The sequence below is a fragment of the Ereboglobus sp. PH5-10 genome (genome assembly GCF_029504735.1).
Classification (GTDB): domain Bacteria; phylum Verrucomicrobiota; class Verrucomicrobiia; order Opitutales; family Opitutaceae; genus Ereboglobus.
Window position 1 is genome coordinate 21,498 of the sequence record NZ_JAQFIP010000013.1, and the last position, 21,635, is coordinate 43,132.

A 21,635-nucleotide genomic window follows, 5' to 3' on the forward strand; every position below is an offset into this window, starting at 1 on the left:
GCGCAGATGTCGTCTAAAATCGCGTATGCAATAGCGCGGTTTGGGATTGTTGAGCATGTAGTGGAGCACTGAAAGTTTCCACCAGTTGGTGTAACCGAAATGCGCCCGCGTGATTGACCCTCGTGGCTGCCCGCGAAAAAATTCCGCTGCTTTGACAAGATTCTGAACGAGTTCGAGATTCGCACAGTGTCCCGAAAATGCAGCTTGAAAAAAACGTCCGCTTATCAGGAGCAATGCGGCGCGATTTGACAAATCGGGCAACGCGCGCCGCCAAGCGTGCGCGAGCAAAAACGCGGAGAGTTCTATTCCTCCCGATGCTTTCGTTCCTCCTGCTTGATAACGTCGGATCAGGTTGATGACTTGCGCGTGCGTGAGCCCTCCGTAAGGCGCGGAAGTTGTGTGATTTTGCGAAAGCAAGACCGCATCGCGCGCAAGCGCTTTATCGGTGTTTGCGAGCCAAGAGAGCAAGTGCCGTCCATGCGCGGAATGACGCGGAGGATGCGTCTTACCTGAAAGGTGACGGGAAAGGCGCGAGCGCGTGTCGGGGTTCAGAAACGCGCTGAAAAGCCAGTGCCGCAAGTTTGGGGACTCGCGCAAAAGTTGAATAAAAAGCGTAACGCAAGCCGCATCGCTTCCGTTGGCAATCGTTGCGAAAAGGGCGTCGTCAAGGCTGGTTGGATTGTCAGACATGAAAGCAAAAAAGCGGAGGAATGTTTCACGCATCGCCCCGCTCGTTTTGAAGCAGTTTTGTTTCCTATGCGGAAATGCCGTTTCCTGCGGGCTGACGCATTGACTGGCGCGCCGCCTCATCCTTGGCGACCCGGACAAATGCCCGCTGCCGGTTTTCGGCGGGGACATTTTTGATGCGCTCCTCGACCTTCGCCTTGATGTCGGGGTTTTGATTCACCCATTGGATAATTTCCTGATCGCGCTGCTGGGTGTATTCGTTGCGCTGCATTTTGCCGAGCATGAGCTTTCGGATAAGCTGCTCCTTGGTCATTTCGTTATAGTAATCGTAGAGCTTCGGATTGTCCGCGATGTATTTGGTGAGTTTGGCGTCGATTTCAGGGTTGATGCGGGTGTTGGCGCTTTCCCTGGCTTTTTTCTCCGCAATGGATTGTTTGAGTGACATGTTTTGATTGTGGATTTTCCCCAGCCATTGGTGAAACAAGGCGGCTGGTCGCCAGTGGCGGTTGACCTTGTGCGGGCGAGGGTTCGCCCAAAAAACGGTGAGTGCGGTTTATAGATCGAGAAGAGTCTGGTCGTAGTGGCCGTCGTCGTCGGGGATGAGGTCGCTGCCGGAAATATTCAGCACGGATTCCTCAAAAGCGCGCGTGATTTCCCAAGGCGGCGCGCCGGCAAGCCATAGTCGCATAAGATCGTCGGCGAGCGGCGATTTGCCGTAAGTCTTGGCGAGGTGCGCTTCGGCCTGCTCAAAATTTTTCCGGTGATGCGGGCCGATGGCGAGAGGAACGACGGCATCGGTTGAGTCCTTCGTTTCCTCTGTTGTGTTTTCGGGCATGGGTGGCGCGTTAGTGCTCATGGTTGTTTCGTTGTGGTTGTGTTTTCAGTTGTTGCGGCGGGTTTGTTGCGCAGTTGCGCGACTTCCTTTCGCAGATTGGAAAGCTCCGTGGTGAGTGTTTCGTTCTGCTCGATGAGCGCGGCCATAAGGCGGTTTTGAGCGGCCATTTTTTGCTCAACCTCGGCGGGCAATAACTGCGGTTTTTCGGCTGGGTCGGCCAATGCCATCACGGGGCCGAGCGGCACGACAGTCGGCGCGTGCGGGGCGAGATTCCATGCGGCGGGAGTTTCCTTGCGATACACAATGTGCGCCTCGTGCATGAGATTCGGGTCGCGCGGGTCAACGTATCGGCTCACGGGATACGCGCGCAGCGTTTCGCTTTGGCGGAGTTTTTCGGTGTTGGCCGGGTCAAGTTCGGTGCCGCTTACCGGCGATGCGGCGATGGTGTGGATTACGGGCGGCGGCGCTTTTCTTTTGAAGAGCGAGCAACCGCCGAGTGGAATGCAGGCAACTGCAAGTATGAGGATGAGCGAACGGGTTTTCATGGTGTCGCGGTTTCTTTCTTTTGCCAAAGGTCGGCGCGGAGGTTGCCGCGCGTGGCCTTCGACTGGTCGAGGGTTTGGGTGACGTAGAGGTAAAATTGCTTCCCCGCGGGCACGCGGACATAGTAGCCGTCCTGGGCGATGATTTGCTGAATGCGCGCGGCATAGGCGTTGAGCACGTCGGCTGTGCCTTGGAGCGCGGCGTTCTTGGCGGTGGCCTTCGGAACTTGGGTCACGTCGCCATACGCGGTCGTCTGGTTGCGCATTTCCTGCAAACCACCCGCCATGCCCGCGAGGAAGGTAGAGGCGAAAAGTTTTATTTCCTGCCAGTCGTCGGTTTTCAAAATGTCACCGACAAGTCCGGCACTTCCATCGCGCAAACCAAACTCTCCGGTGATGTCGTCACGTTGCCGGTCAAGCGCGATGCCGTTTATGACAAGTTCGTTTCCGTTATTCGTGGTGCGGTCGCGCCAAATGATTATCCACTGGCCGGACGCGGCGATGCGCTCGCGCGCATGATCGTTTGCGGCGCGTCCGTGAACTTCCGCGCCTGCGGGAATGATAAGACGTCCGTCGTGCCACACGTCCTCGGTGACAAGGCCGATGATCGGCGTGTCGATTTTCGATGATTCCAACGTGGTCACGGTTTCGCATGGGATGAGCCGCCCGTAGGGAGCATAATCCTTTGAAAGATCGGCTGTGCGGGCGGTGGCGCCGTCAGGCGGAAGCAAGCTGATTGGCAGTGGCGCGGGTTCGTTGGTTTTCGCGGCGGATTGTTCGCCTCGCGCGGCACGCGGACGGGAAATTGTTTCCGCTTCATCGCCTGCGGGCGCGCGCGAGTGCGCGGTTTGCGCTGGACGCGAGGGCGAGGGAACCTTGAGTTCTTGTCCGCCGCGAGTGATGGTGTGGCGTTCCATCGGCGCGGTTGCGGCGGGCGGTTGCGTGATGTTGGGGCGTTGGCTGCGGCTGTCGTTGCCGTGAACAAGCAACGCGCAAATGGCGATTAGGACGGCAAGACATGTGAGGCTTCCGACAGGGGTTTTGACAAACTTGATGATGCGTTTCATCGCGGCTCGATGAGTTGCACGTCGCGGGTGACGCGAGGGACAATGATGTTGAATTTGTTTTTCACGCTGAGGTTGGCGCGACTGCCGTCCGGTTTTCCGGTGATGGCAAAATAGGCCGTGGTGCCCGCGTGTGGCGGGATGAGTCCCGATGCGTCGGAAACGGACGCAGTGTAAACACGCGAACCGATGCGCGCGGCGAGGCTTTGGGGCTGGTAGGCAACCTCGGTGTCGCCGGTATTTTCCAGCCGCAAGCGAAAGATCAAGGTGTCCTCGGGGTCGAAGCGAAAAACTTCCTCGACGGTCACGGAAAACTCCTTGTAGCGCGTGACGGCTTCGCTGATTGGCGGCGCGCGGTGTTCGATTTGTTGCACCGCCTCGGGATATTGGTCGCGGACTATGCGGTAGGATTTTGCGCGGTCGAGGAGTTCAAGAAGCACGTCGGGCGTGGCGCGTTTTGCCAAAGCCGGACTGCGACCCGCTAAACGATCCTCATAAAAAGTGACGGAGCCGTAGGGTTTTTCGGACGCCGTGAACCGGATAATGTAGGTGCGGTTTTTCCAGATGACATTGAGCGTCGCCTGCGCGTCCGGCTTGAGCGCGCGGACACTGAGGTAATGGTGTCCGGGCGTGTGCGAGAGCAAAACGGGCGCGGGGGTCTCCGGCTTGGCGGTGATGCCCGCGCTTTCGAGCGCGGACGGCGCGGAGGGAAACATGATCGTCGTCGGCACGCTCATGCCAATGGGGATTTCATAGACGACGCGCTCATCGAGCGGAAATTGTTTCACGACGGGAGCGGTAGTTTTTGAACCGGCATGTATGACGACGGCGCTGATTGCCGCGAATGCGAGCACGCAAGTGATGCGTGTCAGAGGAGTGAGAATTCGTAGTTCCATACGGCGAGCGGGTAGCGTTTGTTGGCGATCATGTCCGGGTTGCGGACAAGGGTGAGGGTGAGTGCGAAGCGCGGGGATTCAGTGAACGCCTGTCGTTCAAACACGCCGGTGCGCACGAGCTGGCCTTCAATGCGCACAAGCACTTGGTCTTCGCGCGTGCGAAGGATGTCGATTTTGAAAACCTCCGGCTTCTGGTGAATCTGCTTCACTTCGAACTCCTCGCGCGAGGCGAGCAATTCGTTCTGCGCCTTGGTCGCGGCGTCGGTGAGAAACAATCGTTGCAGTAAATCGGGAAAATCGAAGTTCTTCGGGTTGCGTTGCAAAAGCGCGAGCGCCGACCAGATCGAAAGCGTTTCGTGAAGCGTTTTCGCCTCCTCGAAACCGAGTAGCGGCGACACCGAAAAACTTCCGCCGCCGTCCAGGATGACAACGCGCTCGCGAGCACGGTAAGCCTCAATTATCAGATAAGGTTGGACCGCCACGAGAACGAGCGCGCCGCACGCGACAAACATCCACATGCGCGCGGCAAAGGCATGGTCGGCAAATAGTCCTGCCGGCGAAAACGCGCGTTTTGTTTTCGGTGGCGAGAGTCGCACGGCATTATCGACCGGCGTTTCACGCAATGGCGCATCGAGCTGTTTTTCAGTGTTCATTTGTCAGAGTCCGGGAGTGGAAGGGGCTGGCGAAGGCGGAGGTGCGGCGTTTGATTGGCTTGTGCTGGATGACGCGCCATTTGCTTGCGCCGCCATTGCGGAAACCGCTCCGGCCCGAGGCGTGAACATGTTGCCTACCATGTTGGCGCGATAGAGCACATCTATTCCTGATTTTCCCAACGCGCCGGGGTTGCCGGTTTCACCCGTGAACGCGTAACCTTGGGCAAATATCTTCTGGCAAATGATCGGCGTGCTGATCGTTCCGATCAGCAACGTGAGCGCGGCGAGTATGCCGCCGACGTTGGTAAGAAATGGCGAGTAAGCGGCCATTTCGAGTGTCGCGGGATCAGCGCCGACCACTGAGCGAAAATCCTGCCAGATGGCGATGCTGACAAGGTTGGTGATCGCAAAACCGACCGGCCACGCGAGAACGGCAAGCACCTGTTGAAAAAAACGGACGCCGATTTGGGTTGCTCCGGGAATCATGAAGCACGCGAGTGCGAACGGCGTCAGCAGGTAGAGAATCCATCGCAGTATGTATTGCAGGATTATCATCGGCGCGGAAATCAGCGCGCCGATCTGGATGAACACCCATGACACGGCATCGGTGACTGCGTTGTAAAGCGATTCGTTCAGCTTGCGCCACGACCATTCCTTTTTCTCGGGATTCAGCGCGATGCCCGCGCGCAGTTCCTCGGACGCGCGAGCGGGGTTGTCGTTATACTGCGGGTCAAGGTATGACGCCGCCGCGAGCATGGTGTTTTCCACGAGCGGAAACCACCAGTTCATCGAGGAAACAAGGGCCACGATGGTGATGGCTCGCGCGAGCGGTCGCGCGATTTCGCTGTTGGTGTAATGCTGCCTGCTCATGCGGGCGATCAGGCCGGCCACGAGCATCGCAAACACAACAAAGCGGAACGCCGTCACCATCGCGGTGATTTTGTTTTCCAGAACTGGCAGAACGAGGTCCATAATGGTTCGGGTTTTTGTTGCCGAATGTCCGAACCTCGTTGGCGCGAGCCACCGGATTCAGGGCAAATCGTGCCACCAGTATGCCTCGATTGCTTGGGCGCGTATTGGACGTTTCCGTGTTTTTTGAGAATAAAAACGCGAAAAAGAGAATTTCTGTGTCGTCTCTGTATCTAAAACAATCATTCTCATGCTTTAGAACGACATTAACCTCCAGCCGCTATATGCCGATCACATTAACCACTGTTAAGCGTCTATTCGCAAAATCGGGAAACAAATGTGCAATGCCTGACTGTCATTCCAAACTTGTAAGGGATGACTCATTGCTTGTGGAAATTTGCCACATTCAGGCCAAACGAAAAACTGGTCCTAGATTTTCGCCAACTTTATCTGTGAAAGAGAGAGATGAGTTCCCGAATTTGCTACTGCTTTGCCCGACATGCCACACACTGGTGGATAAAAATCCACAGCGATATACGGTTCCGTTGCTTCAACGCATAAAAGAAATGCATGAAGCGCAGGGGGCTGTTGAAATTAGCCGACAGATAGCGACACAAGCAGAGCGTGTTTTTTCAAAAATTGGATTGGCATGTGTTGCCCGAGCTACCGCTAAAAAACAGTCTGTTGCAGTCTCCATCGCTGGCGACAATAGCGCTCCCATCAATATTAAGCAGACATTTGGCACTGATAGAAATTACCCGAAAAACAGCATCGGTGCAGATGCCAATATGTCGAACTATATGGATTATCTCTGTGGGTTGTATTCGGATTATGCAACAAAGTTATATCCCACTGAAAAAGAGCGCTGGGCAATAATTGGAACAGCGATAAAGCGGAAGTTTAGACTAAAAACTCGGACTCGATATTATCTGTCTGTCGATAGGTTTGATGAACTCGTTGCTTTTTTGAAGGAAAAGTTATCACGAACACCTGTCGGGAAAAGACACATAAAAAACGGAACGCCTCTCTGTCGAGCATTCGACGAGTTTAGACATGGGAAAATGTAAATATAGTTAATTTTCAATGCATTAAATATTCATACTACATGCCTAAACGTAACAAATATTATCCGTTTCCATCAAAATGGACTCAAGATGAGTGGGCGCAATTTTGCCCTAACTATACCTATCGCGTAATAAATCCATCAGAGTTTCCTGAGTTTCTTCCAGAAACGCTCACAGAGAAATTTAACACTGCTGTAGTAATGGCTTCTGGAAGTGACTGTAATCAGACGTATTTATTTCAAGGTTACAGGATTGATGGTTCTGAAATAGATGAACATCAATATATCGTCACATTTGATCTCACTAGCGGAATATGTCATGCCGGATTTGTAGAACATGCTGATTACGATGGCCGAACAACTGAAATACCAACCGGAATGTCTGAAAGCATGAGTCTGAGCGGAATTAACATTGACTACCAATTTCCAAGAAAACCAACCCAAGCATCTGGGAATATTTCAGATTTGGTAAGCGCAGGATTGATTCAAGGTCTTGCTAACTCAGTATCAGTGCAAAATAACGAAAGGAGTAGTTAGTCGTCTTTTGACATCATATGATTGCACCAGGAGCAATATCCGCTTCCATCAAGTTCACAGCTAGGAATGGAGGTATAGCATCGTTGGCATCTGCGTTCTACTGATTCGCCACATATTAGACAGACATCCTCACTCAGATGATAGGCTTCTCGAAAACAATTCGGACATTCTGCGGTTACCGGATCTCCGCCTTCTTTTGCTGCTATATAGTTCTCTGTGACATAATATTCTTTTATAGCGCCTTCGGCGCCAGTCTCGTAGTCATATTTCTCTCCACAACTACGACATTTGAAGGTTACAGACTCGGGCTCGACATGCGGTTCTTCGACATCAATGAGAAATGAACCACACTTTTTGCATACCCACTCCGTAATCGCTTCTTTAAGAAATGGATGTTCCCATTCAATTGACTCCATATTATCAAGGCATTCAGCTTTCTCTTTTATGAATATTTCAGAAACTTCCGTTAGGGTTGACCAAGTTTCTTCACCTAGCGCAACAAGTGGGTCTAAGCATAGTTCGGTGCGCAAAAAATCTCTGATTATTATGAAGGAGTCTGACAGCAAGCCTTTGAGCGCTGAATGATTTAGTGAACTAAAATAATGTTCAATGTCGTTTCTGTGCTTAACGATTTTTTCGACTCTTTTCCAATCGACAGTTATCCCGAGACTGTCACTCCGTTCTTTCATTTGCTGCACATCCACGGTTTTCTTGCCTTCGCCTTTCCACGCAACGCCGTCAGAAGCATCAAGCACGGGTAATACACGTTGTTTTATCAATACCTCATCGGAACCTGATGGGCTGAGTTCTGCCAGACGATGTTTAATGAGAAGAAGAATACCCGCAACCAAGTTTCTTGTAGATGAAAGAATTCGTCTTGGGTCGTCTGAATTATAATCTTCTATGCCTAAGACTATTGAATCTATCGCGTTTTTGAAAATACCCATGAATTTATGATATGCATTCTTGTTTAAAATGAAGCTCAAAATGTTTCAGTCGAACACTTTTCAACTCTTTGCGAAAGCAATCAGCCGTTGCATGTCGCCTTGGTCGGCTTCTTTCAGGGCGGCGATATAGTTTGCGCGAACATCGCCGGATTGCGCGAGGTTTGAGCCGGAGCCCCATGTCAACGGCTTGCCGCCGTTGGCTGCGAGCAACACGTCGGCCAATAGGCGCGAATGCCGTCCGTTGCCGTTTGGCCACGGGTGAATGACCACCATCCGGTGATGCAGGCGCACCGCCGCTTCATCAAGCGGATAGGTGGCGTATTGCACCCATGCTCGAAAATCGTCCATGAGGACTCGCATCCCCTCGGGAATGCGGTGCCATTCCCATCCGAGATTGCGTTCGGTCGTGCGGTATTGGCCGGCCCATTTCCAAACTTGGTTAAACATGCGGCGGTGCAGTTCCCGCGCAAAAAAGTCCGTCGCCAAGTCCGCGCGTTTTAACACGGATTTCGACATGGCCCACACACGCGCCTCGTTGATGTTCAGGCGTTCGACTTCGTTAAGCTGGCCGCGCGTGGAAAGGCTCAATTTGAGCGAGTGCAATTCTTCCGGTGCAAGCGGTGTCTGCGCGTCGTCGCCGGCGGAAAAAATGGAATTCATGGGCGGCTGGTTTTTTCGTCGTTTTCCGGTGCGGGTGATTGCGGGGCGGGCATGGCCGGAAGGTCGCCAACCGCCTGGCCCTCCAAGGCCATTGAGTGTTCGGTCGCGCGCAAATGTTTGAGTGCTGCGTCATCACGTGTCGCAAGCTCGGCAAACGATTTTGCAGCCTGTTCCTTCGGCACGAGAAAATAAACCAGTTCGCAATCAAGCGCATCCGCCGCGCGTCGTAATGTGGAAAGTGAAACAGTGCCGTCGGCCTCGCGCTTTTCCATGCTGGCATAGGGCTGCTGGCGGATGCGCATACGCGCGGCAATGTCGCGCTGACTTAGCCCCAAGGCTTCGCGGACAGCGCGCAGCCAGCCTTTTGCGGGTGCGTTGATTTTCCCACGCAAGTCGTGCTTGGCTTCGATTTCCTCATCCAAACCGCGAAGCAGGATTTCTTGGAGTTGTGTTTTCATACATCTTTAAGAGTGTCGATTTTCAATAAATGGACATCTTAAAGAATGTCAATATGAGTAAAATAGACATCTTTTAGGATGTCTAAATAGACCCCAACCTTGGCAACTTGACAGCTTGGACACTTGGCTACCGCACGTTTTTACGCGGGTTGAGTGAGCGCATGAAAGTCGCAACGCGCTGGTTGGCGATGTAGTTGTCTTTTGCCGCGAGATCGGCGGCGGCAAGTTGCTCAATTTCGCGACGGTTGTCGTTCGCGATTTTTTGGAGAAGCACTTCGTCAACTTGACGGCGACGCGCGGTTTCAACCTGCGAAAGTTGGCCGTTCAGGACGATGAGTTTGGCGGTGAGTTTTTGCACCTGTGCGTCGGTTGAACCGCTGCGAAGTTCGGCCAGGGTGAGGGCAATTTCCTCCTGCAATTCGCGCTCACGTTCGCGGGTTTGATCGGTGACAAGACGTGTGTTGTCTGTGCGAGCGTCAATCAACGTATGCCGGCGATAGGTGAGCGGGTCGTGTTGGACTGCGCCACCGTTGAGATCAGGCACGGAAACGGGACGGTAGGTGTTGCCGTCCGTGTGCGTGAGAGTGTCGAGGCTTTGCGCCGCGCGGGCGATGTCGGTGCGCGACATTCCAAAATCACGCATTAGGTCGCGCTCTGTCAGAATCCCCAGCGAAACAAGTTTTACGGCATCAGCGGGATTTCCTGTCCAGTTTCGCAACTGCCCTTGAATGCTGACCTGCTCTTTCAACTGCGTAATCTGCGCCTTCAACTGTGCGATGTTTTCAACCCATTTGGCAATGGTTGCGATGTGCGAAATCTGGCTGTTGGCAAGGTTGGCCGCGTCGATGACGGGCATACCGGCAAAAACGAGCACGCTTAACGCGGTCGATGCCGCCAGAACGAAAAGTGCGAATAGTTTCTTCATGATAATGTGGATTGATTTTTGGGGCTGTTATTGAGCGCGTATGACGGCGGTGGTGGGTCGCAATATGGTGCCGTCGTTGGTGGTGGTTTCGGGAAGCGTGACTGTGACGGGGCGTGCTTCCGCGCCGGTTTCGTCGTCCTGTTTTTGGAGATTTTGGATTATCCAGTATTGTTGCTTTACGGCCTGATTCATCGCGCGGTCATAGCCTCGCTTCTCGGCATCGGTGACGGCCTTTTTCACCTGTGTTTGCGCGACCTTCGAGATGACATAGCCACCGGCGGCACCGATGGCCGCTCCGCTGACGTTGTGATCGGAAACCTCGTAACCGATGGCCCCGCCAGCACCGGCAAGCGCAAGATCGGTCGCCGATGTGCCGAGCGTGCCGCAGCCGGAAAGAAACACCATAATCAATAGAAATGGTGGTATGAGCATGCAGATGTTTGTTTTCATAATTTCTAATTTTTCTTTGCTTGGATGTTGCGCACCGTGCCGCAAAGCGGCGGGTCGGTGACGGGTGTGAAAAAGCAAATCGACGAAAACTTTTTCCCATCGGGCTGCTGTTCCGGCATCGGATAGTTTTGAATCGCCTCGCAGATGTTTTCGGGAAGCGCGATGTCGCGGGCAATGTCGGCGATGTCGCTGCGGTCAAATTGCCGCATGAGGAAAAACTGCTTGCTGTTGCCGATGACGACGGGGCGGATTCTGGTATCCTTGAAACGGCTGTATTGTTGAACAATCGAGGCAGTCCAGCATGAGAACTTGCGCAACTGCGCATAAGATTCGGCGACGATTTTTTCGCCTCCAGGCACGTCGAGGAAACGGGCGAGTTCCTCGTAGAGCATGCGTTTTCGCAATACGCGCGGCAGTGAAATTATGTGCTGGCGGGTAAAGCCGGTGATGAGCAAACCTGCGGCAGTTTTGAGTTCAGTCGCCTGTTCGGGAATGTAGCCAAGTTCAAAATGGGCAACGGTTCCGGTGAGTGAAATGTTTGTCTGTCCGTCGAAAAGCCGTCCGTATTGTCCATGCGCACTCCACGCGGCGAGCAACGTGGAAATGTGGTCAATGGTTTCCTTCTTGTGCTCGGGAAAACGCGAAAATTGCATCAATTCGACAAGGCTCGCGTGCTGCGGGTAGTCGTCCGGTTCATACCACACGTGCGCCGTTGCCATGACTGCGCGCTCGGTTTGAGGGTCTTTCAGGAAGCGCGTGATGTTCGCCTCGGGAATCGCGGCGATGAATTGCTGCGCCTCGTCGTCATTGCTGGCGATGCGGTCGCGAAGCTCGGCGTATGATTCGAGGTCGGTGGTGCCGTGCGACATTTTCGCACGTTTCCAGAGATTTGTCGCGCACGCCATGCGCTGAATCTCCGGCATGAGTGCTTGGTGGCGTTTTGCCCAATCATCGAAAGCGTCCTGGTAAAGCTGATGGACGTATTGCCCCAAAATGGCCTGCCGGATTTGCTGCGTCTCCGCGTCGGCGGCTTCGCCGATCATGCGCGAGGAAAGCGCGACGGCGGTGGCCATTTGAAGCTGGCTGAGAGGAAGTTTCCCCGTGTCGAGGTAGTTGATTGTGAGGTCGCCATCGGGGTGCAGAAGTATCGGACGCTCGCCCATCGCCTCGGTGTATTTGGCGTAGGACAAGCCCTCCTCGATGATGACGGTGTAATCGTAATAAGCGGCGGTTTGTTCGAGCAAATCGCACATGTGGACGGATTTTCCCGCGCCGGTCGCACCGAGAAGAACCGCGTGCTGCGGCGTCGGCGGGTTGCCAATGAAGGTGCGCAAGCCGACGAGATTTCCCTGCTGTGCGCCGTCGTAAATCGCCTCGGCTTCGGCGAGGTGTCCGGTGAATGTCGATGAGAACGGCAGCAAGTCGGCAAGGTAAGTGTCCTCGGCATATAGGTTGCGATGGCGGTAGGTTGAACGTGTCCAGCCGGGCCATGAGGCAAAGAAAAGTTTCTTCGCGGTGCTGGGCAGGGCGCATTCGTAATACTGCGCGCCGCTGAGATTGTTGATCGCATTTTTGACAGCGGCGCATTTTGCGGAAAGCGTCTGCTCGGTTTCATCCCACACGCGAACAATGTAGGTGGTCGAGAATGGGCGAATGAATCCCGTGGAAAGCGATTCGACCTTGCGCTCCTTTTTGCCGATGGCGACGAGGAGCGAGTGGCGTTCGGTGTCCTTGTATTCGCCGCGCAAGCGTTCGATGGCTCGCTCTTCTTTTTCGACCTCGATCTTTGTCGGAAGCGGTTCGAGATTGACGGTGATTTGATAGTCGAGAAACGGCAGCGCGGTGAGTCGCAAAATGATTCCCGGATATGTCCGGCTCGGCCACCGTTTGAAGGCGAAAACAGCGTGATAACGCCCGTCGAAATAGAAACCGGTTTTCGGGAGATTCACGCCGTCTGAACACCAACAATTTTCCTGTATGGTTTGCGCGGGGTTGAATCGCGCGGCGAAGTCGATGTCGAAGGCATCGGCAAGCGAGGGGTTCAAAAACTTGGAATAATAAGTGAAATGCGCGAGGTCATCCATCGGAGTGACCGTCGTGTTGCTGCCGAAGAGCGTGCGCAGCGTGGCGGTCAATTCGTCAAAGCGCGTGCGCAATTGCGCGAGTATTTTTTCGTAATGCGCCGCGAGGTGATCGTGCGAAAGTTTCGCCTTCGCCGATTTTGGCGGCACGGATGCGTCGAGATTGGTTGAGATGAACAGCACGAGCTGTTCGCGGCGCAAATCGCGACGGTGCATCCGCTGCCAGTAACGCTCAAATCGCTCCGTGCGGACTTGTCGGATGTGCGAATGTTTCACGCGTTCGGTTTCGCGGTGGTAGCGGGTCAACTCCTGCCGGTAGTCACAGTTGCATGTCCATTGGAGTTGCGCGCGCATTCCGTCGCCAAGAGCCGCGAGCAAACTGCGGATTTTGTCTTGATAGGCGTTTAGCTGGGCAACGCTCCCTCCTCGCAAATCGGGTGGTTGCAGCAAAAGGCCCTTGCTCGCGATGCCGCCTTTTTCGAGTGTGCCGTAGATGAGCAAACCCTCGGCAAAGTATCCGTTAGGCGCGGCGGTTTTCATGGCGGATTACGGGTGCCGGCTGGCTTTGCGGCGCGAAACTCCAGCCCTCTTTGTTGAGAAGTTCGTCGAAAAAATCCTCGGCGTAGCCCTCGGGCTTGTTGCGGCGAAACATCATTACCCATAAAAATGGGCCGACGCATACCGGCACGGAAAACACAAGCGCCATAACTGGCGCCGCGCCCAGCATTGCATAGAGAACGAGAAAAAGTCCAATGGCGGCGACGATGCCGACAACAACATAAACGAAGTCGTTTCCCTCGAAACCAAGCGCTCGGCCCTTGCTGTCGTTGGCACTGTTTGTGTCGGTGATGCGCAGTTCGGCGCTCATGACGATGGCGGTGCGGTTTCGTTAGAATTGCGGCGTGAGCGAACCGTCGCTCATCCCGAAGATATAGAAGAGCGCGGCCATAATCGCGGCGGCTCCGGCAATGATGATGCCGGAAACAATGCCCATTTTGCCGTCCGCGTCGCCCTTCTTGAGACGGTCGGCTCCGCCCCAGATGTTAATGACGCCCCAGATGAACCCAACCATGAACAGGATGCCCAAACCATATTGGAAACCGGTTTTCACCTGTGTGGGTATTTGCGCGATAATCGTGATGGGCGTAATTTGCGCGGCGTGCGCGGGTGTTGCCATCAGTGTCGCGAGCGACGCGAGTGCGAGCGTGAAAACCGTGCGGAGTATTTTAGTGGAGAGTTTTTTCATGACGGGAGTTTTTCGATTTATCCCGTCCTCCGCCGATTGCGGCGAAAACAGGGGAAATCATGCCGCTATTTTGCCCTGATTATTTTTCCGCGTATTGGATGTTTCCGTGTTTTTTCGGAATAAAAACGCGATTTTTTCATTTTTGCACGAATGCCCATGCAAACATCATCTCATTTTCAGACGTGCTTTGTTGATTCATACAACTCGCCCAACAATGTATAAAGAGTATCAAGCTCTGGCGAAGGGTGAATGAGCGATCCGAGTCTGGAACCATTATGTTTTCTATTGCGAAGCAATCGGATCAGCTTTGCTGCAAGCATGGCATGAGTTGGGCGTTTCAGCGGGCGGGCACGTTGGGAATCGGGGGAAGTCTTTGATGACATGGAAATCCCAAGTCGCAAATATGCCTGGCGCAAACCGAGTCCGCACAATGCGTCCGGTGAATCAATACGCCGGGCAAATTGCATGTAACGTTGCGCGGTGCGCACTCCGCCGTGAAAACATGTCTTCAGCCACGGAAGCCATGCGCCGCGTCCTGCGTGCCTGCGGATGCTCGCTTTTTCAACGATGAGGAGTTTCCCCGCGCGCCATGCGGCTGTCAGCGCGGCGTCTAGTGAGCGGCGGGATTCGCCGACAAGCTGTTGTGCCTCCGAGTGTAGGCGGTTTATCTCTGAAATGGCAGACGCGGCGGAGTGCGTTGTCGGCGTATTCGCAGATATGATTATTTCCGTTTTCATAATGCGAGTCCCATGCTTTTGCGAAAGTCGTCCGCAAGTTTGTGAATAGTCTGCCGGGTGCAGTCGGCCTGCTCGCCGATTTCCTCCAAGGTCATGCCGCCGATGAGGTCGGGGCGCACTTGACGCAGCACGATGGTCGAGCGCAGGCCGCGTTGCACGAGCGTGCTTCCTTCGGAGATCCAAAGCAGGACATGTGTGAGTGCTTCCAACGTCATTGCGCGGGCCTCGGCTTTCGAGTCAATAGGGTCTGCGAAAAACGCTTCGTCGCTGGCGGACGCGCGGGCTGGTGTGTCTTGATGATTGGTTTTATTATTTTGTATATTCATGGGCGTGGTTGTTTCGCCCTGCATCCTGCTCCTGCTTATGAATACATAATAGGGGCGCGCCTCTGTGTTGATTTGCCCCAATTTTTTTGAATGAGATTTAAATGTATAAAAAAGAAAAACGCCGCATGTGCGGCGCATGCGGCGTTCATTGGGAAAACTATTGTTGAATTGTTTTGTTTTTACCCGCGCGCTGGCACGAAAAGTTTCGTGCGGATGTGGAGCGAGACTTCGGCAAGGTCGTAATAAACGAAATGCCCCACGCGGTGATGCGGGATGCGACGATTGCGTGTCCATTCTCGCAAGGTGCGGATGGACGGCTCGCGTCCTGTCGGAAAAATCCCGCAAAAGCGCAGGCCGTTGATATCGATAAGTGACGGGTGATTGTATGCGATTGTAGTTTCCATGCTACCCATGTAGTGGCGTCACGTTGCACATGTTTCACGCGGCACGGGAAATCGGATCGCTGGATGCAAGTGGTGCGGCCGATGCAGGTGTTGTCGGTGCCACCGCTTTCGGCACGGCTCGCAGTTTTGGCATAATGGAGAAGAACACCTCGGCCTCGCTCTGGCTTTTCACGTCGAGGTAATGCTTGCGAATTATTTCCTCCGAGTTTCCAGCTTGTAACGCCGTGTCGCCCATTGAGCGAAACTTCGCCACATGCATCGAAATGAATGTGTGGCGCAACACATCATGCGTGAGATTGAATTTTTTCGATATCCTGATCCGCAGGTATTTCATGTTGGTTATGACCACCGGATATTTCTTCAACGGATACGCACTCAACCACGCATCCAGATTCGGCTGTATCGTGATATTTCGTTTCATATTCACCTTTGAAACCTCCGGCTCAATTCGGATGACTTTTGTATCCAGATTGATGTGCTCGGGCCTTAATTTGGCGATTTCACCCTGGTCAATATCAGGCCGGATGCCGGCAAACAAGCATAGCGCAAAATAAGAGGCCAAACGCCCTTCGTGAAATGTTTCGACATATTCCATCAGTTCAGCCGCCTGATTCGCCGAAAGCGTAGCCGCTGAACCGCGCTTATGCGCAATCCGATATTGCGGGATTTTGGCAACAGGATTTTTTGAAATCCACTCTTTATCCATGGCGAATTTTAAGAAAGTCGAAACAATGCCGCGGCGATTGTTGTGCGTTTTGAGCGTCGCGTTTCCCCGCCCGAAAAAAGTCCTGAGATGATCTGGCGTTATGTCTGAAACGAGCACATTGGGAAATGAATTACACAAATGCGTCATGTTATTTTTGATAGCCTTTATCTGTGAAACTGAAATCAAACCCTTGGCGTGATCTTGAGCTCGTTGCGCACGGTATTCGAACACGGCATTCGTCAAAGGAATTTTGTGCTCTACCTCACGGTAGTTTTTCAATGCATAATCAACGTAGAAGGATAACGAATGATTCAGTGGTTTTATTTTCAGGAACAAAGCCTCTGCCTCGCTTTGTTGCTCCGGGGATAGAATAGTCGCTGTGGGACGCAGCCCGGAGGCAATCTGCGCCGCTTTGATTTCGAGGGTGGATTTTTCGACAACCGCTTCTTGACGGGTCTTGAAGTTTTTTCGGATTCGCTCGCCATGAAGCCAGCCACTCACACGGTAGGATGTAACGCCATTGCGGTTTTTGAATGGCTTGAGAACAAATAACGCGGTTTGTGTTTTCATCGATTAGGTTGCCGCGTCACGTGGCAACCTAATTTCATCCGAATGTTAACATGTTTATATTAAACATGTTAAGTGGCGGAGGAGGAGGGATTCGAACCCCCGGTGAGCGTGAGCCCACGTCTGATTTCAAGTCAGGTGCCTTAAACCAACTCAGCCACTCCTCCGAGTGCGAGATTCGTCACGGTGCGCGACTTCTTGGATTTTTCAAGCACTCTCTTCCGTGTCAACACGACACGCGCAAAACTGGGCGCAAGGAATGGCATCTGGAAAACCCCGATCATTATACCGCAATCAGCCGGAGGCGCGAATGCCGGGTGCGCACCTGGGTTCACGCCTTCCGGAGACTGGATGGAATCAGTTAAAACCGATACCCGATGCCCGCGACCAGCCGGCCGCCGGACAGGTTTATGTCTTCGCAAAACTTATCGAGCTTCACCTTCGTCGCGCCGAGCGCGGCGACGGAACAGTCAACATAGAAGCGGTCGTTATTGCGGAGGATATTCCAACGTAGGCTGAGCGTCGCGCCATACATGAAGGCGACTCCGTCATCGCTGCGCATCACGTTGCTCGCGTTGCTCACGCGCGGGTTCCTCTCCTCGCTGGCATCGATATACGCCGCGCCGACCGTGGGGCCGAAGGCGCAGGCAAACCTGCCGCTTTTCGTTTTCCACTCGTGCTGCCAGCCAAACAAAACGGGGATGACCGTCTGCTTGATTTCGATTTTTCCGTCGTGGTAAATGGTGCTGCTGCCGCTGCGATAATATGAGAAACGCCCGGTCACTTTCGGGTCCAGGTCGAAGCACGCGCCCATGTCGAGCGTGAGCCTGTCCGCCGCGCCAATATAACGGCCGCCGCGAATATTAAAACCGAGGCCGCTCAGGTCGCTGCTTATGTGCGTCAGGAGTCCCGCATCGACAAACCATTTTTGATCCGGCGTGGTTCGAGCGGTGGATTCGGCTGACGCGTCCGCCGCGACGGCGGCGGGAGCGAGCATCATCAATGCGCAAAACGCCAGTGCGACAAAGGCGAAGGCGCGCGAGTTTGCATTTTGATAGGCCGCGCAACGGCGGCGGAATTTTGGTGAAGTCATGGTGTGCGGTTTTTTGTTTATTATTTGAACCCGCGCGTCGGAGTCGCGTCGTGCATCCTCTTTCCGCGGGCGTTGCGCACATTATATCAAAAACCGGTGACGGCTTAAACCGCGTGTATCAATGAAATCTCAACGCCCCCGTGTTCGCCCGCTTTATGAATTCGCACGCAAACAGTCGTTCGCACACGAGGGCGCGCGCAAGGCGCGCCCCTACGATTGATATATATAACCGGTGCCGTGTATTGTTTTTATTGTTGTGCGATCGGCATCATTCACCGCGTCGCGCAGTTTGCGGATGCACTCATCCAGCGACGCCTCGTCCCAGCCCCATTGCCTGACCAGCTCCGCCCGGCTCAGGCTGACATCCTTGTTTCGCGCAAACACCACGGCCAGGTCGAGCACTTGCGGCGACAGGCGCTTGGATTCTTTGGCTCCGGTGATCGTGGCGGTGTGCGTGCTTGTGTTGATCACGGCCCGCGGGCCGAAGGGGAATTGATTGTTTCGCGCCATTTCGCGCGCGCGGAGTTGAAACGCCTTCATTCCGCACGGTTTTCGAGTGAAGCCAGTTTTGCCATGGCCGGGCAGTTCGAGCGCGTCCGCCTCGATTTCCTCGTCGTTGCCCGCGGTGAGAAAGAGCACGGGCACGTCGGGATCGAGGCGGCGCATTTCCCTGGCGGCCAGCAAACCCGCTTTATTATTCACGCCACGGCCCCGCGCGGCGGGCATTTGCATATCGAGCACCACCAAGGCGAACCGCCCCAGCTCGAACGCGGTCAGCGCGTCGGCTTTGTTTGTCGTGCGCGTCACGGTGTAGCCCGCCCGCGTCAGCCACTCCTCCCAAAACAGGCCGAGATTCAGATCATCCTCCGCGACGAGGACCGCGCCGTTGTTTATATTATTCATGTCTGTTTATTATTATTTGCCAGCGACAGGATGAAGACGTTTCCGCCCTCGCCGTCGCCCGGGGTTTCATGGGCAAGATCGCCGCCAAGGGAGCGGGCCAGTTTTCTGCACAACGGCAAACCGATGCCGTGGCCGCGCTCATCATCCTTGGGACGCCAGCGGGGTTTGAAAATACGTCCGAGTTCGGCGCCCGAAATGCCGGGACCGTGATCGCGAACACGCAGCTCAATCATGCCCGTCGCCGCGTTTTCCCGCAGGACTAACTCCACCATGCGATTGTCCGCCGGCGCGCGCAGGCAGGCGTTCTCGATCAGGTTTCGCAGGATGATGGAAATCGCGGTTTCGTTGCTCGCAAGGCGGACAGGCTCCCCGGGAAAACTCGACCGGAATCCCATTGGGATTCCCGCCCTTCGCATGGCAGCAGTGAACTCATCCAGCAATTTTCCCGCGACTTGGCCGACATCGACATTTTCCGTCCACAGTTTTCCGCCGCGCATGACGCGCGGGAAAAAATCCAGGACAAACGCCACCGTCTCGGAAAGCCGCCCGGACGCGTAATAGATCATCGCGGCCCGCTCCTTTGTCAGATGCTCAACGTCGGCGTCCGGTGGCAGCGCATCCGGGTCGGTGCAGCATAAAATTTCCTGCACGTCGGTTCGCATCTCGTGCGAGGCGTAGTCCGTGACGGCCGCGATGATTTCGTTTTCGCGCATCCGTTTTTGAAAACCGAGCAGCAGCAGGATTCCCAGCGACGCCGCGAGCACCACGAGCAGCGATGCGCTGATGTATAATGCTTCCCCGGAAAACACCGCGCCGGCATCGGGGGTGCTTTGCGCGGCGGCAACCCTCCAACCGGGAAGCAGCTCGTCGTGAATCGAAAAACCGCCGCCGCCGTCCGTGAGCAATTGATAACGCCCGCCGCCTTGCGTCTCCGCCGGGAGCGCGATGGAAAGCAGGCGCGCGAGCTCGTGCAAATCCACGCTGACGGCCAGCACGATGTCGTCATCGCACATGCGCCACGCAAAAAGTCCGCCGGGCGCGCCGTTCCAGCCTGCGCGCTCGACGAAGGGAATGCCGAGCCGCCGCCGACGCTCGGGCCAGGTTTCCCTTTTTGTATAATCATCGCTTGGCGGCAGCGCGCCTACGTTGCCGGTCGCGATGCCATCGGGCCCGGGTTCCCCCGCATCATCGCCGCGCGCGTGCCACGGAGCGCGAGCGGCGGCGGTGCGCAATTTTTCACGAAGCGGTTCCCATGCGGTGACGGTGGCGGATGAATCCGCGTGCGCCGGGATTTTTTCGGCAACGGCTCCGGAATGCCACGGCGTTTTTGAAAGCCAGTCTGTCATCATCGGCGCCGGCGCGATGGCTGCGGCGCCCGGGTCCGGCACGCCGAGCGCGTTCACAAGCACGGCGTCGGCGATGAGGGGATTCACTTCGCGCCAGCGTTCCAAAAAAGCGAGCGTGCCCTCGCGCGGCACGGCGTTGAGCGTCGCGGTGAGCGCGCCTTGCACGTCCGAAAAAAGCACTTCCATCAAGCTGGCGGAGAGCTTGGCGCGGTCGGCGATGGCGGCGGCGCGAAGCTGCGCCTGGCGTTGCGCCTCCGCTGCATCATGCGCCCGGTTTTGGCGCAGCAACACAAGCATGACGACCGCGCCCGTCACGATCAGCGCGACGAACAACCACGACGCGAACGGCGTCAAAAACAAGCGCTTAATTTTTGCCTCGAAGTTCCTTTTCATGTTCCGCCGCCTTCCATAATCGCATGATCACTCGCGCCGCCTGCTTGGGTTGTCCGTCCGCGGTGAAAATGCCCAGATGACTTTCGAGGCCGATGTTCGGCCCCGAATCGAAATCGCCCTTCCACGCCTCGTCTTTCAGCGAAAAAACATAGCCGCCCGCGCCGCTTCCGGTGAAGTTGGACTCGATCTCGGCCCACATTTTTTCGAGCCACGCGGCCTGGAGTGCGCTGGTGTCGTTGCCGCGTCCGTCCATCGAGCTGCGTCCGAATTCAGAGAGCACGACGGGCATGGGCGCCGCGCGCGTCAGCGACTCCCAATCCTTGTATAATGCGCCGAAGCCGGGGCCGCGGTATATATTAAGCATGACCATGTCCAATCCGGGGATGGCGCGGTATTCGAGCATTTCCGCCTCGCGTGGCAACTCGCCATGGACAACCGCGGTCGGTCGCGAACTCACGGCCTTCGCGTTTTTCACCGCGTCGGCGAGGATGGCGAGCCACCTGCCTTTGTCGCCCCCAAACCACTCCGCGTATTTATAATTATACTCATTGCCAAACGCCCACGCGAGCACGGCGGGGTGCGAGGCAAAGGCTCTTATATATTCCATATAAAACGCCTCGCGATACACGCGCCCCGTGGCGTCGTCGCGGATACCCCCGACAATGTCGCGCGCGGAGTCGAAGCCGACGGTGACGGAGATCCCCGCCTCCGCCAGCTTGTCCAGCATGCGCTTGGTTTTTTCGTAATCGAGCTCGACTGTCTCCGCGCCCTCCTTGTAGGCGGCGAACGGCCTGAATGTCCGGATCGAGTTTGCGTGAATCGCCTTCAACAACTCCAAGTCGCGGTCGAGGTTTTCATAAAACGTGAGGCCGTTGGCATCGTTGGAGTAACACACGCCTTTTATTATATAATTCCCGGACGCGTTTTTATCATGATCGCGCGTGACGATTATTTTGCGACCGTCGATTTTTACGGATGCGAAACCGTTCCCGGCGGAAGCCGTCGTCCGGTGCACGGTGACGATTTCGGAGCCTGTAATGGCTTTCGCGAGGGTGGGCGCAACGGAGGCGACAACCAGAAGCGCAATACAAAGTGATGTTATTAGAATACGCGGAGCGACTGGGAGCGCCGGCTTCCAGCCGGCAGACGAAGTATCGCATCCTCTCATTGCTTTCGAATTTGCCGGCAAGATGCCGGCGCTCCCAGT

General features: G+C 55.1%; 24 protein-coding genes and 1 tRNA gene. 2 read left to right on the forward strand and 23 right to left on the reverse strand.

What is annotated here, in order from left to right:
- Positions 1 to 754: 754 nt before the first annotated feature.
- From M2447_RS10755 to M2447_RS10785, 7 genes are all read right to left on the reverse strand, one after another.
- On the reverse strand, positions 755 to 1,132 hold the full coding sequence (locus M2447_RS10755) for a hypothetical protein (RefSeq protein ID WP_108825453.1): 378 nt from the start codon (positions 1,130 to 1,132) through the stop codon (positions 755 to 757).
- 108 nt (positions 1,133 to 1,240) lie between these two features.
- Positions 1,241 to 1,543 (reverse strand): hypothetical protein, encoded by a 303-nt coding sequence (locus M2447_RS10760; protein WP_108825452.1) that lies wholly within the window; start codon positions 1,541 to 1,543, stop codon positions 1,241 to 1,243.
- Positions 1,540 to 2,067, reverse strand: a complete 528-nt coding sequence (locus tag M2447_RS10765) for a hypothetical protein (protein ID WP_108825451.1) — start codon at positions 2,065 to 2,067, stop codon at positions 1,540 to 1,542. The genes M2447_RS10760 and M2447_RS10765 overlap by 4 nt, the downstream gene beginning before the upstream one ends.
- Entirely contained in the window at positions 2,064 to 3,131 is a 1,068-nt protein-coding gene (locus M2447_RS10770; protein ID WP_108825450.1) for a TrbI/VirB10 family protein, read from the reverse strand. The genes M2447_RS10765 and M2447_RS10770 overlap by 4 nt, the downstream gene beginning before the upstream one ends.
- Positions 3,128 to 4,024 carry a hypothetical protein gene (locus M2447_RS10775; RefSeq protein WP_152032806.1) on the reverse strand — a complete coding sequence of 299 codons (897 nt, stop codon included), beginning with the start codon at positions 4,022 to 4,024 and terminating at the stop codon, positions 3,128 to 3,130. Before M2447_RS10775 ends, M2447_RS10770 begins: the two co-directional genes overlap by 4 nt.
- Positions 3,997 to 4,677, reverse strand: a complete 681-nt coding sequence (locus M2447_RS10780) for a hypothetical protein (RefSeq protein ID WP_108825448.1) — start codon at positions 4,675 to 4,677, stop codon at positions 3,997 to 3,999. Before M2447_RS10780 ends, M2447_RS10775 begins: the two co-directional genes overlap by 28 nt.
- A gap of 3 nt (positions 4,678 to 4,680) precedes the next feature.
- Positions 4,681 to 5,649 carry a hypothetical protein gene (locus tag M2447_RS10785; RefSeq protein WP_108825447.1) on the reverse strand — a complete coding sequence of 323 codons (969 nt, stop codon included), beginning with the start codon at positions 5,647 to 5,649 and terminating at the stop codon, positions 4,681 to 4,683.
- A gap of 221 nt (positions 5,650 to 5,870) precedes the next feature.
- On the opposite strand from M2447_RS10785, the gene M2447_RS10790 reads away from it, so the two are divergent.
- Both M2447_RS10790 and M2447_RS10795 read left to right on the forward strand, forming a co-directional pair.
- On the forward strand, positions 5,871 to 6,653 hold the full coding sequence (locus M2447_RS10790; protein ID WP_152032805.1) for a hypothetical protein: 783 nt from the start codon (positions 5,871 to 5,873) through the stop codon (positions 6,651 to 6,653).
- A gap of 38 nt (positions 6,654 to 6,691) precedes the next feature.
- Entirely contained in the window at positions 6,692 to 7,186 is a 495-nt protein-coding gene (locus tag M2447_RS10795) for a hypothetical protein (RefSeq protein WP_152032804.1), read from the forward strand.
- On the opposite strand, the gene M2447_RS10800 is transcribed toward M2447_RS10795, so the two are convergent.
- The 16 genes from M2447_RS10800 to M2447_RS10875 form a co-directional block, all read right to left on the reverse strand.
- Entirely contained in the window at positions 7,183 to 8,133 is a 951-nt protein-coding gene (locus M2447_RS10800) for a hypothetical protein (RefSeq protein WP_152032803.1), read from the reverse strand. The two genes, M2447_RS10795 and M2447_RS10800, sit on opposite strands and share 4 nt — an antisense overlap.
- Before the next feature lie 60 nt (positions 8,134 to 8,193).
- Positions 8,194 to 8,793 carry a mobile mystery protein B gene (locus tag M2447_RS10805; RefSeq protein ID WP_108825445.1) on the reverse strand — a complete coding sequence of 200 codons (600 nt, stop codon included), beginning with the start codon at positions 8,791 to 8,793 and terminating at the stop codon, positions 8,194 to 8,196.
- Positions 8,790 to 9,251 (reverse strand): helix-turn-helix domain-containing protein, encoded by a 462-nt coding sequence (locus tag M2447_RS10810; RefSeq protein WP_108825444.1) that lies wholly within the window; start codon positions 9,249 to 9,251, stop codon positions 8,790 to 8,792. The genes M2447_RS10805 and M2447_RS10810 overlap by 4 nt, the downstream gene beginning before the upstream one ends.
- A gap of 127 nt (positions 9,252 to 9,378) precedes the next feature.
- Positions 9,379 to 10,176, reverse strand: coding sequence for a type IV secretion system protein (locus M2447_RS10815; protein ID WP_108825443.1), 798 nt, complete (start codon positions 10,174 to 10,176; stop codon positions 9,379 to 9,381).
- Between the two features lie 27 nt (positions 10,177 to 10,203).
- Positions 10,204 to 10,626 (reverse strand): hypothetical protein, encoded by a 423-nt coding sequence (locus M2447_RS10820; RefSeq protein ID WP_152032802.1) that lies wholly within the window; start codon positions 10,624 to 10,626, stop codon positions 10,204 to 10,206.
- A 5-nt stretch (positions 10,627 to 10,631) separates the two neighbouring features.
- Complete coding sequence (locus M2447_RS10825) at positions 10,632 to 13,247, reverse strand: hypothetical protein (RefSeq protein ID WP_277558603.1); 2,616 nt, start codon at positions 13,245 to 13,247, stop codon at positions 10,632 to 10,634.
- Positions 13,228 to 13,575, reverse strand: a complete 348-nt coding sequence (locus tag M2447_RS10830; protein WP_277558604.1) for a hypothetical protein — start codon at positions 13,573 to 13,575, stop codon at positions 13,228 to 13,230. The genes M2447_RS10825 and M2447_RS10830 overlap by 20 nt, the downstream gene beginning before the upstream one ends.
- Positions 13,576 to 13,596: 21 nt before the next feature.
- Positions 13,597 to 13,953 (reverse strand): hypothetical protein, encoded by a 357-nt coding sequence (locus M2447_RS10835; protein ID WP_277558605.1) that lies wholly within the window; start codon positions 13,951 to 13,953, stop codon positions 13,597 to 13,599.
- A 176-nt stretch (positions 13,954 to 14,129) separates the two neighbouring features.
- The gene (locus M2447_RS10840; protein WP_277558606.1) at positions 14,130 to 14,690 is read right to left on the reverse strand and encodes a hypothetical protein; all 561 of its coding nucleotides are present in this window, start codon (positions 14,688 to 14,690) and stop codon (positions 14,130 to 14,132) included.
- Positions 14,687 to 15,310, reverse strand: coding sequence for a hypothetical protein (locus M2447_RS10845; RefSeq protein ID WP_277558609.1), 624 nt, complete (start codon positions 15,308 to 15,310; stop codon positions 14,687 to 14,689). The genes M2447_RS10840 and M2447_RS10845 overlap by 4 nt, the downstream gene beginning before the upstream one ends.
- 144 nt (positions 15,311 to 15,454) lie before the next feature.
- Positions 15,455 to 16,696, reverse strand: a complete 1,242-nt coding sequence (locus tag M2447_RS10850) for a site-specific integrase (RefSeq protein ID WP_277558611.1) — start codon at positions 16,694 to 16,696, stop codon at positions 15,455 to 15,457.
- A 73-nt stretch (positions 16,697 to 16,769) separates the two neighbouring features.
- Positions 16,770 to 16,860, reverse strand: a tRNA-Ser gene (locus M2447_RS10855).
- Between the two features lie 194 nt (positions 16,861 to 17,054).
- On the reverse strand, positions 17,055 to 17,786 hold the full coding sequence (locus tag M2447_RS10860) for a hypothetical protein (protein WP_277558612.1): 732 nt from the start codon (positions 17,784 to 17,786) through the stop codon (positions 17,055 to 17,057).
- 210 nt (positions 17,787 to 17,996) lie between these two features.
- Positions 17,997 to 18,689: a response regulator transcription factor gene (locus tag M2447_RS10865; RefSeq protein WP_277558613.1), complete on the reverse strand. Its 693-nt coding sequence runs from the start codon at positions 18,687 to 18,689 to the stop codon at positions 17,997 to 17,999.
- Positions 18,686 to 20,428: a HAMP domain-containing sensor histidine kinase gene (locus tag M2447_RS10870; protein ID WP_277558614.1), complete on the reverse strand. Its 1,743-nt coding sequence runs from the start codon at positions 20,426 to 20,428 to the stop codon at positions 18,686 to 18,688. The genes M2447_RS10865 and M2447_RS10870 overlap by 4 nt, the downstream gene beginning before the upstream one ends.
- Positions 20,400 to 21,596, reverse strand: a complete 1,197-nt coding sequence (locus M2447_RS10875; protein WP_277558617.1) for a glycoside hydrolase family 2 TIM barrel-domain containing protein — start codon at positions 21,594 to 21,596, stop codon at positions 20,400 to 20,402. The genes M2447_RS10870 and M2447_RS10875 overlap by 29 nt, the downstream gene beginning before the upstream one ends.
- Positions 21,597 to 21,635 lie beyond the last annotated feature (39 nt).

Coding starts and splice junctions, on each gene's coding strand:
- M2447_RS10795 (WP_152032804.1), top strand. CDS start 6,692: ATGCCTAAACGTAACAAATATTATCCGTTTCCATCAAAATGGACTCAA.
- M2447_RS10810 (WP_108825444.1), bottom strand. CDS start 9,251: ATGAAAACACAACTCCAAGAAATCCTGCTTCGCGGTTTGGATGAGGAA.
- M2447_RS10845 (WP_277558609.1), bottom strand. CDS start 15,310: ATGGACACGCAATCGTCGCATCCCGCATCACCGCGTGGGGCATTTCGT.
- M2447_RS10875 (WP_277558617.1), bottom strand. CDS start 21,596: ATGAGAGGATGCGATACTTCGTCTGCCGGCTGGAAGCCGGCGCTCCCA.
- M2447_RS10865 (WP_277558613.1), bottom strand. CDS start 18,689: ATGAATAATATAAACAACGGCGCGGTCCTCGTCGCGGAGGATGATCTG.
- M2447_RS10775 (WP_152032806.1), bottom strand. CDS start 4,024: ATGGAACTACGAATTCTCACTCCTCTGACACGCATCACTTGCGTGCTC.
- M2447_RS10805 (WP_108825445.1), bottom strand. CDS start 8,793: ATGAATTCCATTTTTTCCGCCGGCGACGACGCGCAGACACCGCTTGCA.
- M2447_RS10835 (WP_277558605.1), bottom strand. CDS start 13,953: ATGAAAAAACTCTCCACTAAAATACTCCGCACGGTTTTCACGCTCGCA.
- M2447_RS10820 (WP_152032802.1), bottom strand. CDS start 10,626: ATGAAAACAAACATCTGCATGCTCATACCACCATTTCTATTGATTATG.
- M2447_RS10850 (WP_277558611.1), bottom strand. CDS start 16,696: ATGAAAACACAAACCGCGTTATTTGTTCTCAAGCCATTCAAAAACCGC.
- M2447_RS10760 (WP_108825452.1), bottom strand. CDS start 1,543: ATGAGCACTAACGCGCCACCCATGCCCGAAAACACAACAGAGGAAACG.
- M2447_RS10755 (WP_108825453.1), bottom strand. CDS start 1,132: ATGTCACTCAAACAATCCATTGCGGAGAAAAAAGCCAGGGAAAGCGCC.
- M2447_RS10790 (WP_152032805.1), top strand. CDS start 5,871: ATGCCGATCACATTAACCACTGTTAAGCGTCTATTCGCAAAATCGGGA.
- M2447_RS10825 (WP_277558603.1), bottom strand. CDS start 13,247: ATGAAAACCGCCGCGCCTAACGGATACTTTGCCGAGGGTTTGCTCATC.
- M2447_RS10780 (WP_108825448.1), bottom strand. CDS start 4,677: ATGAACACTGAAAAACAGCTCGATGCGCCATTGCGTGAAACGCCGGTC.
- M2447_RS10830 (WP_277558604.1), bottom strand. CDS start 13,575: ATGAGCGCCGAACTGCGCATCACCGACACAAACAGTGCCAACGACAGC.
- M2447_RS10800 (WP_152032803.1), bottom strand. CDS start 8,133: ATGGGTATTTTCAAAAACGCGATAGATTCAATAGTCTTAGGCATAGAA.
- M2447_RS10785 (WP_108825447.1), bottom strand. CDS start 5,649: ATGGACCTCGTTCTGCCAGTTCTGGAAAACAAAATCACCGCGATGGTG.
- M2447_RS10815 (WP_108825443.1), bottom strand. CDS start 10,176: ATGAAGAAACTATTCGCACTTTTCGTTCTGGCGGCATCGACCGCGTTA.
- M2447_RS10770 (WP_108825450.1), bottom strand. CDS start 3,131: ATGAAACGCATCATCAAGTTTGTCAAAACCCCTGTCGGAAGCCTCACA.
- M2447_RS10765 (WP_108825451.1), bottom strand. CDS start 2,067: ATGAAAACCCGTTCGCTCATCCTCATACTTGCAGTTGCCTGCATTCCA.
- M2447_RS10870 (WP_277558614.1), bottom strand. CDS start 20,428: ATGAAAAGGAACTTCGAGGCAAAAATTAAGCGCTTGTTTTTGACGCCG.
- M2447_RS10860 (WP_277558612.1), bottom strand. CDS start 17,786: ATGACTTCACCAAAATTCCGCCGCCGTTGCGCGGCCTATCAAAATGCA.
- M2447_RS10840 (WP_277558606.1), bottom strand. CDS start 14,690: ATGAAAACGGAAATAATCATATCTGCGAATACGCCGACAACGCACTCC.